The organism is Streptomyces sp. NPDC093064 (genome assembly GCF_044754605.1).
In the GTDB taxonomy this organism is placed as follows: Bacteria; Actinomycetota; Actinomycetes; order Streptomycetales; family Streptomycetaceae; genus Streptomyces.
Genome location: NZ_JBIVPK010000025.1, coordinates 113,572 through 126,591 on the forward strand (window position 1 = coordinate 113,572; position 13,020 = coordinate 126,591).

The window sequence follows — 13,020 nt, forward strand, 5'->3', positions numbered from 1 at the left end:
GGCTCCGTCTCCGGCCAGGACGGCCTCCGCGTCGGCGCCACCAGCCGCCCGCCCCGCGACCGCCCCACGTGGACCCGGCCTGTCCCACCGAACCGAGAGCTGATCGAGGATGACGTGCACAAGATGCTGGGGCTCAACGTAAACGCACCGGACCATCATTTCCAGTCACGGCAATGTATACGGGCCGGTCCGGTGGAGTTCCAGGGTTGTGGCGAGGCGGATGACGGCGGTGTGCCAGTGAGAAGTGGCGGGGGCCGGGCCGTGGGTGCGGAGGGTAGTTGTCACAGCGGAGACCTTGTCCGCGGTGGTGTGGAAGCCGGTTCGGTGCAGGAGGGCGGCTGCTGATTCGAGGATGTCGTGGTCGGTGGCAGTCAGGTTCTTCAGGCCGTGGTGGGCGGCCTCGGCGAGGGCGGCGAGGGCCTGTTCCAGGGCGGTGGTGAGGGGGTCGTCCGGGGGGTGCGGGGCGACGGGGAGGGCGGTGTCGCCGTCGCCGGGGGCGAGGTCGGGGACGAGGACGCCGCGGGAGGTGCGGACGGCGAGAGGGGCGAGGAGGACCCTGCCCCGGTCATGGCGGAGGGAACCGCTGATCCGGTCGGCGGTGCCGGAGGCGAGGGCGGCGGCCAGGGCGTCCAGGGTGCCGGGGCAGTGGGGGTTGTGCGCGGTGCTCAGCAGGGCCTCGTTGCCGGCCGGGTCGTGAAGGACGGCTTCGAGGCGCTGTGCGGCCGGGTCGTACCGCACGGGTCCGGCCTCCGCGACGGCGAGGACGCGCATGGACTCGGCCTCCACCCGAGGGCGGACGAGGCGGGGAGGGAGGGTACCGGGGGCGGGGAACTGTGCGGCGAGGTCGGTGACCAGCAGCCCGGGCGGCAGGTCGTCCCAGGCGGTGCCGACGGGGGTGACGGACGTGGTGGCGATCCGGCCGCGGGAGATCTCCACGGCGCGGCTGGCTGTGCGGGAGGTGGCCTCGCTGACCACGTTGGCGGCGGCAAGGGTGCGCAGGTTTGTACCGAGGATCCTGCGGGAGCCGAGGTCGTGGCTGGTGGGCGCCTGACCGTCGGGCAGCTCCCAGCGTTTGTGCAGAACGAGGACGATACCGGCATCGGGGTGGGCGAAGAAGACGTCGGCGGTGCGGTCGCGGGCGGAGCCGTCGACGTGGCAGCCGAGGGCGACGAGGCGGACTCGGCGCAAGGCTGTGCGGGCCGTCTCGGCAGTGCCGAGGACGGCTGCGGGGTCGGTGGGGGCGGCGCGGTGGCGGGCGTGGAGTTCGGCGAGGAGCAGGGCGTGGGTCTCGCGGTCGTGGCGGGCGCCGCGGACGGCGTGCTCGGCAAGCTGGTGGCGTATCCCCTCGAGGGCCGCGGCGGGCCAGTGGCGGCCGGCGGCCGTGAGGGCGGCGCCGGCACGGCGGAGGGTTCCGTCCAGGACGGGGCCGGCCTGGGGGACGCCTTCGACGAGGAGTTCGTCGACGAGGTCCATGGCTGCGCGGTGGGCGCTGTCGCCGTTGTCCGGGGTTGTTTCCTTTCCTCCGACGGTGACTCGGTCGCTGCCCTCGGTATCGGCGGCTCGGAAGGCCCAGACGGCAAGTACGACCGTCGCGCCGCGCAGCGGCTCGGCGGCGTCGGTGACGGCGAAGCCGGGGCGGTGGGGCACGGGGAAGCGGACGGTGCAGGCGGGGAGTTCGACGGCGGGAACGGGGTCGGCGGGGGTGGGGCGGTGGAGGACGGCCTGGTAGCCGCGGTCGCGGGTGCGACGGGCTGCGGTGAGGGCGGGACGGCCGAACGCCTCGGCGAGGGCGGTGTCGTCGATGCTTCCGGGGGACCAGTCGGTGAAAGGCGGCGGGGTGTCCGATGCGGTCGCGGTGCGCTGGTAGGCGAGGACGAGGCCGATGCGGTGGCGGCAGACTCCGTGGGCCTCGCAGCTGCAGCGGGCGTCCTGCAGGGTGGCGCCGGGCGGCAGTCGGGTCTCGGTGCCGTCAGGAAAGCAGCCGTGCACGGTGTGGTCGCCGGTGACGTCCAGGTCGGGGCCTGCTCCGGCGTCGAGGTCCTTGGCGGCGCGTTTGACCAGGCCGCGGTTGGCGAGGGCGGCGAGGGTGTCGGGGGTGAGGGCGAGCAGGTCGGTGCGGGTCATGCCGTTCGTCCTCCGTGGGCCATTCTCTCGGCGACGAATTCGGCGAGGTGGCCGGGGGTCATGGCGCCGACATGTGCGCCGGCCTCGGCGAGGCGGCCGGCCAGGTTGCGGTCGTAGGAGGGGGCGGCCTCCTCGTCGAGGGCGGCGAGGCCGAGGACGGTGACGCCCTGTCCGGTCAGGTCGCGGACGGTGCGGGTCAGGCGGTGGGCGTCGCCGCCCTCGTAGAAGTCGGTGATCAGGGCGACGATCGTGCGGCGCGGGTTGTCGACGAGGCCGGCGGAGTAGTCGACGGCGCGGGCGATGTCAGTGCCACCGCCGAGCTGGACCTTCATCAGGAGTTCGACGGGGTCGGTGACGTCGGAGGTGAGGTCGACGACCTGCGTGTCGAAAGCAACCAAATGGGTGCGCAGTCCGGGCAGGCCCCATAGGCAGGCAGCGGTGACGGCGGAGTGGATCACGGATCCGGCCATGGAGCCGGACTGGTCGACGAGGAGGATCAGTTGCCACTGCTCGATGTGGCGGCGGGTGCGCGAGTGGAAGTGCGGCTGCTCGATGAGGATGCGGCGGTCCTCGGGCCGGTAGTGGGCGAGGTTGGCGCGGATCGTGGCCCTGAAGTCGAAGTTCCGGGCGCGGGGGGTTCGGCTGGGGCGGCGGGAGCGGGCTCCGGTGAGGGCGCGCCAGATCTCCGGCCTCAGCCGCTCGGTCAGGTCGCGCACGACGGCTTCGACGATGCGCCGGGCGGCGGCCAGAATCTGCGGGTTCATCAGGTGTTTGGTGCGCAGCACGGCCCGCAGCAGGCTGGTGCTGGGTTCTACGCGGAGAAGAACGTCGGGATCGGTGACGATCTCGTCGATGCCGTAGGTCTCCACGGCGTCGCGTTCGAGGCGTTCGACCGTCTCCCGGGGGAAGAGACGGTGGATGTCGTCGAGCCAGTCGACGACGGCGAGCGTGGAGGGGCCGTCGCCGCCCTCCCGGCCGTCGGCGGTGCCGCGGCGTTCACCACGGCGGGCGAGGTCGTCGTCGCGGCCGTAGAGCCACTGGAGGGCGGTGTCGCGGGCGGCGTCCGGGCCGTCGAGGCCGCCGGTGCGGCGTTCGGCGGGGGCGCCGAGGATCAGCCGCCAGCGTTCCAGTCCTGCGCGGGGGTCGTCGGGGGTCATCGGGGTGCTCCGAGGGCGTGCCGGTCGAGCAGGAGGTCGGTGTGTTCCTCGAGGGCCGCGGCACGGGCGAGGAGCAGCGGGTCGGCGGTGGTGCGCAGCAGGGTGCGGGCGGAACCGTGCAGGTTCCGGCGGTCGAGGAGGAGTTGTGCGACGCGTTCGCGTTCACGGGGCGGGAAGAAGGCGAAGGCCTGACGCAGGGCGGGCAGGGCGTTGAGGAAGACGTCGTCGGTCATGGTGGTGACGACGCCGTCCAGGGTGTCGAGTAGGGACTGTTCGCCCTTCGGGGCGGGACGCAGGATTTCTTCGCGGGCGAGGGCGAGCAGGCCGGCCAGCCAGTCGCCGAGGACGGCGGGGTCGGCCGCGACGGCGAACGCTTCGGCCTCGCCGGCGGGTTCGGCCAGGGCTCCGAGGGCGCGGCGCAGGCCGAGGGCGGCGCCGCGCAGGTCGGCGGGGGGCGTGCCGGTCGCGGGCGATGCGGGCGGCGGTTGCGGCGGCGGTTTCCGGGGTGAGAGTAAGGGCGGGTGCGGCGTGGAGGAGGGCGTCGCGGGCGGCGGTCAGGGCGCGCAGGCGGGGGACGTCGACGCCGGGCGGGCCGCCGTGGAGGCCCTCTACTAGGTGGAAGAGCCGGTCGACGGCGTGGTCGAGGACGGTGCCGAGCAGCGGGTCACGGGCGGTACCGAAGACGCGGTCATGGCGCCAGAGGCCCAGGACCACGGCGAGGGCCCGCCCGAGGGGGCCGGGGTCGGCGGTGGTACGGATCCGGTGGGCGAGGCCGTCCAGGAGGTCGCGGGAGAGGGTTCCGGCTCCGCAGAGGACGGCGTCAAAAAGGAGGGCGGCGGTGGTCCCGGCGTCGGCGGCTGTACCGGTGTCGCGGAGGCGGCGGGCGAGGAGGGCTGTGGCGGCCTCGTCGGGGCGGGCTCCGTAGGCGCCGGCCTCGGTCAGTGCGGCGTCGCGGCCGGTGCGGGGGCAAGGTTCCCAGGTTTCGTGGTCGCGGGGTTCGGCTCCGTGGTCGGGGCCGGTGAGGCGGGTGTGGCCGGGGATGCCGAGGATGCGCAGCTGGTGGAGGAAGCGGCTGCGTTCGAGCCCTCGGGGGTTGGTGAGGTCGAGGTCGAGGGTGCGGTCGCCGTCAAGGCCGAGGCGGATCTCCTCGGCAGTCACGTGGTGGACCAGGGGTGGCAGCGGGGTGTCGGGGTGGAGGCGGCCGGTGCGGTCGCCGGTGCAGGCGACGACCGTTTCGACGACGGCGGGGTGGGCGCCGGGCCTCAGGGGGCCGTCGGTGTTCCAGGGGAGCGGCTGGTCGAGGTCGTCAGTGATCAGTGCAGCGGCGAGGCCGTCCAGGACGTCGACGCGGGCGGGGCGGGGGTGTCCGCGGAGGGCGGCGAGGCCTTCGGTGAGGGTGTGGGCGGAGATCAGGGCGGCGGTGGAGGCGGGGAGGCGGCGGGCGCGGAGCCGTTCCACGACGGTGCGATGGAGGGTTTTCGCGGCCGCGTCGGGGCCTTCGTCCCACAGGTGCTGGTAGTAGCCGGGGGACGGCATGCCGGACTGGTAGCCGGCGAAGGCGTCCATCTGGCGGAAGGAGTAGGGCACCAGGAAGCTGCCGCCCGCAGCCCCGTCGGGCGGGACGGGCACCGGGGGCCATGCGGCGGGTTCCGCGCCCGGAGACGTGCCGGGGGCGGCGGTGAGGGCGCGCAGGGCGGGCTGGTGGAAGCCGCCGGTCACCACCAGGACCGGCCGGCTGCCGGCGTGTGCAACTGCGGCACGGACCCAGGAGGCCATGTACTGCTCGCGGGCGCGGTCCCCGTCGTCGGCCTCGGTGTCGCCGCGCACCAGGGCGAAGTAGGCGTCCAGGCGGTCCTGCAGGCCGTCCGGATCGGCGATCTCGAAGACGCGGTCCCACAGGGCGTCCACGGTGTCGACCCGGTAACGGGCGCGGAGCCGTTCGGTGGCGCGGCTGTAGCGGGCCTCGGCGTCGGCGTAGCGGTTGGCTGCGCCGTCGGGGCGGTCGGTGAAGGCGCGGTGCCAGGCGGGCAGGTCGATGAACCGGACCTCGGCGCCCGCGGTACGGCCCTCGGTGAGTGCCACCCATTCCGGGGAGTACGCGCACAGCGGGGCCCAGGAGGTGGCGACCCGTTCGGTGCCGCGGTAGTGGCTGAAGACGGCGATGGGCAGTTCGTGTCCGAGGAGCAGTTCGCCGATCCGGTCGTTCATGTCGGCGGGGCCCTCGACCAGGACGTATGCCGGGCGCAGTTCGCGGATCGTGCGGCGAACAAGGCCGGCGCAGGCCGGTGAGTGGTGGCGCACCCCCAGGAAGGTGACGCGGGCGGTGCTCACCGTTGGTCCAGCAGGTGCCGGGCCTCGTAGAGGGCCTGCCACTGGAGGCCTCGGCGCAGGCGGGCCTGCTGTTCGAGGAAGCGGCGCAGGCGGGCGAGGTCCTCGGGGCTGTCCTTGGCGGCGGTGCCGGCGAGACAGGAGACGATGTCGGCGGCGTTGCCGGCCTCGCCGCGCAGGAACCAGCCGCGCAGGCCGACGGCGTGGGCCGTGGAGACAGCTTCGGCGGTGCTCATCACTGCGGAGGGCCGGTCGCCCTGGCCGGGTGCGCCGCGCAGTTCGCGGAAGGTACCGACCAGTACCTCGAGGACGTCCCGGTCGGGTGCCCGCTCGACTCCGGACTCGCGGAGCAGGGCGGTGGACTCGGCTTCGACGAGGGCGAGTTCGGTGTCGAGGTCGAGTATCGGGAAGACGGTCTCGAAGTTGAAACGGCGTTTGAGTGCGGCGCTCATCTCATTGACGCCGCGGTCGCGGGTGTTGGCGGTGGCGATGACGTTGAAGCCCTGGCGGGCGAAGACCATGCCGTCGTCGCCGTCGAGTTCGGGGACGGCGACGACGCGTTCGGAGAGCAGGGAGAGCAGGCAGTCCTGGACCTCGAGGGGGCAGCGGGTGATCTCCTCGAAGCGGACGATGCGTCCCTCGGCCATGCCGCGGAGCATGGGGGCGGGCACCAGGGAGCGGCGGGAGGGGCCTTCGGAGACCAGCAGGGCATAGTTCCAGGAGTACTTGATCTGGTCCTCGGTGGTGGCCGCGCCGCCCTGCACAGTGAGCGTGGAGGTGCCGCTGACGGCTGCCGCGATGAGCTCGGAGAGCAGCGACTTGGCAGTGCCGGGTTCGCCGACGAGCATCAGACCCCGGTTGGTGGCCAGGGTCACCAGGGCCCGTTCGACGAGCGAGGGGCTGCCGACGAACTTGCGGCTGATGCCGGCGTCGGGGTCTCCGACCACGAAGCGGAGGGCGGCACGGAGGCTGAGCTGCCAGCCGGGCGGCCGCGGGTCGGTGTCCCCAGCACGCAGCTCGGCGAGTTCGTCGGCGTGGCGCACCTCTGCGGGCGGGCGCTGCAGGCGGGGCGGGTGCGGGTCGCTCACTGTGGTCATGGCGGGGCTCACTTGGCGGTGATGTCGGTCAGGTCGGCGAGAATCTCGGAGGCGATGACGGGGTCGATCTCGCCGAGGCGGTGCGGGTAGGTGTGGTTGCGCCAGTAGTCGCCGGGGGCGGTGTCGATCCATATGGTCTCGAGGGTCTGGTCGGGGAACGCGTCGACCATGCCGACGGCGATGCCGTCGTCGAGGGCGATGACGAGGTGGCGGTCGCGGGCGATCGGGCGGGAGAACCAGCGTTCCACACCGTTGTCCTCGGGCGTGCCGCGTTCCCAGCCGCGCTTGGTGAGGCCGAGGAGTTTGCCGACGGGGACGGTGACGCCCTCGAAGCGGGTCAGCCGGTGGCCGGTGGCCTCCGCGTCGGTGAAGGCGTGCACGGGGCGCCCGAGCTGCGGGAAGGGCTGGAGGATCTCGTAGTCGGCGAAGAGGTCGGCCCAGGCCTCGAGTTCGTCTCCCAGATGGAGGGGGTGGGCGAGGCGCACGGTGGCGTCGGCGGGGAGGGTCCATGCGTCGTCGTGGACGTCGGCGAGGGTGAGGTCCTCGGCGACACGGAACGCGGTCACCATGCCGTCGCCGTCGCCGAGCCAGACCAGGCGGCGCACCAAGTGGCGCAGAAGGGGGTGTTCGACGAGCAGTTCGCGGAACTCGGCGGCGGTCCAGGAGCGGCCGGTGACCATGGCGGCCTCCAGGCGGCGCAGCTGGTCGGAGGCAATGGTTCGGACCTCCTTCTTAAGGGCGGCGAACCGCTTGCGCTCGGCGGGGGCGAGTTCCGGGTCGTCCTTGACGCCCGGGGCCGGCAGGGCCTTGCGGAGCTTGCCGGTCTCGTCGCGGACACAAGGGCGGAGCTGTTCGTCGAAGGTGACGGTGAAGCGGCGCGGGCCGTAGTCGATGACGGTGCTGCCGTCGTCGGCGAGGCCGAGGTCGGGGACCAGCCGGTCGGCGAGCTGGTCGGTGGTGAGGCCGAGTCCTTCGGCGACCTCGTCGATCTTCTCCCGGGCTCGCTTCTTGAGGGCCTTGAACGGCACACGCTGGGAGATGCCGTGCAGATGGCGCAGGGCGGTGTCGGTGCCGATCGCAGCGAGGACGGTGAGGCCCTCGACGGCCCGGTGGTGGGCGTTCTCACCGGGCCAGGCACGCACGAGGGGGGTGAGACGGCGGACGGTCTCGTCGTCGCCGAGGAGGCCGAGGGCGTGGAGGGCCCAGCTGTCCTTGGCCGGCATGCCGTGGAACCGCCACGTCATGAAGAGGGCCCAGGCGAACTCGGCGAGGGAGCCGGCGTCGCAGTGCTCGGTGACGGTGGCGAGGCCGGGGTAGACGTCACCGGGCTTGGAGATCTGCAGCATGGTCGTCACGTGGCGGACGGCGTCGGCGGGCAGGGCGCCGCGGCCGCCGGTGAGCCGGATCTGCGGGAACAGGGCGGGGTCGGCCCAGGTGCAGGGGGACGGCATCCTCGCCGGGAGGGCGGCCTCCAGCGGATCGCCGGCGAGGAGGTCGGCGACGATCTCCTCGGCCTCGGCGCCGCAGCCGGCGGCGATCTCCCGCACGGCCTCGGCGCCCACCTCTGCGGCGAGTTGCCGCAGGGCGTGTTCGGCGTGGGTGCGGGGCATGCCCGCCGGGCCGACGGCGTCGGGAACGAGGAGGGCGGCCGCGGCCCGGCCGTGGCGGCGGAGCCAGGCGAGAACCGTGGGCCTCAGCGACTGGCGGCGCACCAGCCACTCGGCCATCTGCCGGGCCACCTCGACGCTGCGGTAGGGCAGCAGCAGGCCGCAGGCGGTGGCTGGGTAGCGGGCGGCGAGCCGGCTCAGCATCGGCAGGGCGTGCAGGCCGTGGCGGGCGGCGACGGGCCTGAGGTGGCTCTCGGTGTCCCAGACGTGCTCGGGGGCGAAGGCGTCGAGCAGTGGGCGTACGACGTCCTCGGGGCCGGTGACGAAGAGGCGGGCGGCGTGGATGTTGCCCCGCCACGTCCCCTGCTGCATCTGCTGGATCTCGCGGGACCAGTCGTGCTCGCGCCACCAGGGGGTTTCGGCGACGACGGTGGACGCCCAGGCCTCCTGCTCCCCGGGCTTCCAGGCCACCTCGGCCTGCGGCGCCCCGGGGACGTCGCGGGCCACGCGGGCCTTGCGGCTGGTGCGCTTCCGGGTCCACGGCGGGGCGACCAGCAGGGCGGGGAGCGCCTCCGCAGGCTCTTCTGCGTCCCGTTCGCCTCGCTTCAGCAGCGGGGCGACGACGGCTGCGGACGCCTCGGGCAGGGCGGGCAACGTCTCCTTCGTGAGCTCCGGGTGGGTCACCACGTGCAGGGGCAGCAGCATCCGGGAGAGGGACGCCTGTTCGCTGTCGCCCGCCGCGGCGGCGGAGAGCAGCCGCAGGGCCCGCCGAGGGTAGCGGTTCATGGCGTCGAGCAGGGCGGGGCGGACATTGCGGTCGCCGCCCTTCTTCAGCAGCAGGCGGAAGGCGTCGTCGGTGGGCAGTTCGGCGGCCCAGCCCGCGACGTCCCGGTGTCCGTCGGATCCGTAGGCTCCGGCGAACGCGTCCTCCAGCAGGGACCCGACGCCGGGACCGAGCCGGTTCGCGAGGGTGGCGAGCAGTTGGAGGTTCCAGCCGTTCCAGCCGAGTCGTGCTCCTTCGCCGATGCGGGCGATCTGCTCCGGCCGGTACAGGGAGAGAAGGAGCATGCGCCGCAGGACGGAGTCGTTCGGTATCGGGCCGTCGCAGCACTCGTCGACCCAGGCATGCTCCTCGGGTACCAGGTAGGAGACCACGATGCGGCGCTCGGCGCTGTCCCGGAGGCCGGCGAGGGCCTCGACGGTCCGCCGTCGGGTCTCCTCGTCGACCGCCGCGAGCAGGTCCCGGATACGGGCGGCGGTCTCCCCCACGTAGTAGGTCTGGTAATCGGTCGCTCTCCGCAGCACCGCGTCGTACCGTCGGGAACCTGCCTGCATGTAATGGGGGTTGACGCATCCCAGCTCCACGACGGCACGGGCTGCGAACGGCAGGCCGTGTTCGGTCACGCAGGCGTCGACGAGCACGTCCACCATCGTGTAGTGCCAGCCAACGGCGATCTCCACGGCGGCTCCGAGCGGAGAGGGACTGCCCTCCCGGTGGGCCCGGCCCTCCTTCACCAGCTCCGGGTCGCTGCCGGAGGAGGAGAACATCTCCTCGAACCAGGCCGCCTCCTGCGCGTAGCGGCGAGCGGCCTTCTCCACCGCGTCCTCGGCCGGCTTCGCGGCGGCCCGGAGCACGGGCAGGGCCCGCAGCCAGGCGGCGGGCATCTCGAACCGGTCCTCGTCGGCAATTTCCTGGTGCATGGCGCTGTTCCTCCCCGTCACCCGTTGCACGGGGACCTCATGAGCAGTTACCGATCACGTTAGACCTCGGCACTGACAACGGTCGGGCCCGTGCAGGCGGCACATCCGCATCGCAGGATCCCCTGCCCCTCACGATCAACTTTCTTGTGCTGCTCGCGCTTTCGACCTGCATCAGGTGTGCGGGGCACTGCCTTCCCGCAGATCGCCTCCTGCACCGATCGCGGCACCGGCGAGGTGCTGTGCGACTGGAAGGCCAACGGGGGCTCCGGCATGGCTGTACGAGGCAGGTCCACGGGCCGACGAGCGACTGCCACTGCCCCACTCAGACCTCGGCGCGACGACGCTCCGGCCGCCGACGTGGAGGAAGCCGGCCCATACGAACGGAGACGGGAGAGCTCGACGCCTCCCAACGGACAGGCGCGCACCACGCCTACGGGAGACAGGGACGCAGGTGGGCCGCCGATGCGTCTTCATCGGCAAGGATGAAGCCTGCTGGCCAGGGGACGGGGCAGGGGCCGGAGTGATCCTTTGGTCGGGAAGTTCACGTAAGGGCGTGCGGCACCTCGGTGGAGGTCACGGAGATCACCCGGCTTCTCATGATCACCCTCGGCCGCCGGTCCAGCCCCCGCCCGGCCTCCCTCAGTCTCAGGGCGCGGAGGCCGGGCCTGGTTCGCTCGTGGGGTGTCACGGAACTACCCCAGGAACGACAACCGGACCTGACGGTTTTGCATTGTCGCGATTTGTGTCCACCAACCTCCGTTGAGGCAAGCCGCAGCGTAGTCGCCCCATACAGAGTCATGTTGTAAGGCTCCACCGACCTCACCATCCGCTGCTGCGTCATGCCCCAGGCAAGGTCCGATCACGGCGCAGCGGTCGGAAGTCCCATTGCAGCCTCTGTTCCACGTCCACAACAGGCGCGTAGCCGTCCAGGGGCTGGTCGGTCTCTAGGGAGGTGGCGATTGCATCCATGAGCACCGGCAGGGACGTCCACATCTCGTGTGATCCAAACGTAACGCCTTCGGTGGCCTCGACTTCGTGGATACGCCCGCGGTTGATCCCGGGGCGGTTGTCCAGTACGAGGCCCCCTCCTCCGAGATCCCGCCCGACGGGGATCAACTGCGGATGTCCGTACAGGACGGAGCTGCCAATCTTCATGAAGTCGTACTCCGCCTCCTCTCCTTCCTCATCCGCCGTACGTTTGTCGTAGTAGGGGGCACGGAATTGCCAGTCGGCCGCTATCCCGCGTGCACTCAGCAGGCTGTAGAACCCTGGCAGCAGCACGTGCCAGCGGTCGAGGAGACCATCGTGTCGCGACAGCGACATCACCAAGGGCTTCGGGAGTGGCTGGCCGATGACCCGTTCGGTTGCGGCGATCGACGCTCCGGGCCTGATGCCCAAGTACACGAAGGAGGAGAAGGCCCAGCAGGCGCGGAACGACGCCCTCAAGGCCATGGACGACACCATCGAAAGGGCCCAGAACGGCGTTACGAAGAGGGCTGGCAACTTCCACGCGCACGACCACGCCTTCAGTGAGTTCCGCTGGAGGCCACGCTCTCGGCCAGCGAGTCTGTCCCGATCACACCCTACGGTGAGCTCATGACACACACCCCATGGTCCTCACCTCATGCAACCACTCCCTCCTCCGGGCCACTCCCGCCCGTCGACTGGATCGACCACGTCGACACAGACCCCGTCCGCGCCCTGGAGATGCTCGTTCTGGGCTGGTACCCGGCCGAGGAAGCCGAGCCGGACCCCAAGGCGCTCGCGGACGACGAACTCGCCCGTTTGCCGCCTGCGCTCGCCGCCTTCCACCGCCTCGCCCGGCTGCGCCCCGCTCTCCACCGCTTCAGCAACCCGGTGCTCCTGCACCCCCAGCACGTCAAGAGACCGCACGGCAGCCAACTGGTCTTCGCGGCAGACAACCAGGGGGTCAGGGACTGGTCCATCCCCTGGCCGCCCCGGGGCGGCCCAATGGACTCCGACCCCCCTGTCTGGCTCACAGAGGACCCTCACGTCGACGACGACCCGGAAACGATCCTCGACGCGGAACCCCTCAGCCGCTTGCTGCTCCAGTTCACCCTCAACGAAGCATGCGGCGTTGCGCCCTTCAACGCCTGGACCAGGGTCATGCCCCTGGAGCGCCTCGAACCGCTGTGGAACTTCCTCCGACCGGTCCCCCTCAGCCCCTTCCTCCCCACCTACACAGGCGACCTGTTCTATGCAGCCACTGGACTACTGGCCAGTGTCAGCGCAGACGAGACGGAGGCGACCATCGCGTTCGGCACACGCCACCGAGAAATCCTCGCCCCCTTGCGCGCGTACGACTTCCCTTGGTCACGCTTCGACGCATAGGGCGCCGCCCGCAGAGAGCGATCTCCGCAAGGAGGCACTCACCATTCGTATGGGGGTCCACGCACCCGCCTCACAAGGATCACTTTCTTCAAGACGTCGTGGAGCGCCCCGCCCACAACCTCACCCGGGCAGAGATGCCCCAGCAAGTACCTGCTGACGCCATCTCACCGCTCACCGACACTCCCGTTGCCGCCTCCGGCAGAGCCCGGCCCGCCAACACCGCCAGCCACCGCACCGCCAGCAGCCGGTTCACCTCCGGCAGCCCCGCCCACACCTCCTCGCCCGGGCCCTGACGGGCCAGGCTCTGGGGCAGCCGCCCCCTGCGTCGTCCACGACGACTCGCTCTCCTCTTCACGCTGCCGGGCCCGCAGCCGCTCGACCAACGCGACCAGCCGCAACAGCCCCTCACGCCCGATTACCGGCACTTCACCTACCTGATACCCATTCATAGGTGCAGTGTGCACCGAGCCGTTGAGCAGCCACTGCATCCGGTCCGCGGTGACATGCCCCGCCCGCTCCGACAGCGTCCAGCCGTTCTTCTTCGGCAGCTCCGCCAGCAGTCACGGCAGCTGTAGTTCTGGTCATGGCTGGTCCTGAAGAGCGTGTCGGCGCTGGTGGCAGGCTCGTGCGATGGCTTGATGGCGGCGGCGCCAG

Annotated in this window: 7 protein-coding genes and 1 pseudogene; 1 reads left to right on the top strand and 7 read right to left on the bottom strand. The window is 71.8% G+C overall.

Going from position 1 to position 13,020, the window contains the following annotated elements; all coding sequences use genetic code 11:
• Positions 1-165: 165 nt before the first annotated feature.
• The 7 genes and pseudogenes from ACIQFZ_RS26810 to ACIQFZ_RS26840 all read right to left on the bottom strand — a co-directional run bounded on the left by ACIQFZ_RS26810 (position 166) and on the right by ACIQFZ_RS26840 (position 11,466).
• Positions 166-2,124 (bottom strand): hypothetical protein, encoded by a 1,959-nt coding sequence (locus ACIQFZ_RS26810; RefSeq protein ID WP_402692335.1) that lies wholly within the window; start codon positions 2,122-2,124, stop codon positions 166-168.
• On the bottom strand, positions 2,121-3,281 hold the full coding sequence (locus ACIQFZ_RS26815; protein ID WP_382621638.1) for a VWA domain-containing protein: 1,161 nt from the start codon (positions 3,279-3,281) through the stop codon (positions 2,121-2,123). The genes ACIQFZ_RS26810 and ACIQFZ_RS26815 overlap by 4 nt, the downstream gene beginning before the upstream one ends.
• The gene (locus ACIQFZ_RS26820; protein ID WP_402692340.1) at positions 3,278-3,724 is read right to left on the bottom strand and encodes a DUF5682 family protein; all 447 of its coding nucleotides are present in this window, start codon (positions 3,722-3,724) and stop codon (positions 3,278-3,280) included. Before ACIQFZ_RS26820 ends, ACIQFZ_RS26815 begins: the two co-directional genes overlap by 4 nt.
• Before the next feature lie 208 nt (positions 3,725-3,932).
• Positions 3,933-5,489: pseudogene (locus ACIQFZ_RS26825) on the bottom strand (DUF5682 family protein); the annotation flags it as partial.
• A gap of 119 nt (positions 5,490-5,608) precedes the next feature.
• Positions 5,609-6,706 carry an AAA family ATPase gene (locus tag ACIQFZ_RS26830; RefSeq protein WP_365421361.1) on the bottom strand — a complete coding sequence of 366 codons (1,098 nt, stop codon included), beginning with the start codon at positions 6,704-6,706 and terminating at the stop codon, positions 5,609-5,611.
• A gap of 8 nt (positions 6,707-6,714) precedes the next feature.
• Positions 6,715-10,014, bottom strand: a complete 3,300-nt coding sequence (locus ACIQFZ_RS26835; RefSeq protein ID WP_402692336.1) for a DUF4132 domain-containing protein — start codon at positions 10,012-10,014, stop codon at positions 6,715-6,717.
• A gap of 837 nt (positions 10,015-10,851) precedes the next feature.
• Positions 10,852-11,466 carry a hypothetical protein gene (locus ACIQFZ_RS26840; protein WP_402692337.1) on the bottom strand — a complete coding sequence of 205 codons (615 nt, stop codon included), beginning with the start codon at positions 11,464-11,466 and terminating at the stop codon, positions 10,852-10,854.
• 144 nt (positions 11,467-11,610) lie between these two features.
• Between ACIQFZ_RS26840 and ACIQFZ_RS26845 the strand changes: the two genes are divergently transcribed.
• On the top strand, positions 11,611-12,366 hold the full coding sequence (locus ACIQFZ_RS26845) for a hypothetical protein (protein WP_402692338.1): 756 nt from the start codon (positions 11,611-11,613) through the stop codon (positions 12,364-12,366).
• Positions 12,367-13,020 lie beyond the last annotated feature (654 nt).

Excerpts from the sequence above, each read along its gene's own strand:
- ACIQFZ_RS26845 (WP_402692338.1), top strand. The coding sequence starts at position 11,611 with ATGACACACACCCCATGGTCCTCACCTCATGCAACCACTCCCTCCTCC.
- ACIQFZ_RS26810 (WP_402692335.1), bottom strand. The coding sequence starts at position 2,124 with ATGACCCGCACCGACCTGCTCGCCCTCACCCCCGACACCCTCGCCGCC.
- ACIQFZ_RS26815 (WP_382621638.1), bottom strand. The coding sequence starts at position 3,281 with ATGACCCCCGACGACCCCCGCGCAGGACTGGAACGCTGGCGGCTGATC.
- ACIQFZ_RS26835 (WP_402692336.1), bottom strand. The coding sequence starts at position 10,014 with ATGCACCAGGAAATTGCCGACGAGGACCGGTTCGAGATGCCCGCCGCC.
- ACIQFZ_RS26840 (WP_402692337.1), bottom strand. The coding sequence starts at position 11,466 with ATGGCCTTGAGGGCGTCGTTCCGCGCCTGCTGGGCCTTCTCCTCCTTC.
- ACIQFZ_RS26830 (WP_365421361.1), bottom strand. The coding sequence starts at position 6,706 with ATGACCACAGTGAGCGACCCGCACCCGCCCCGCCTGCAGCGCCCGCCC.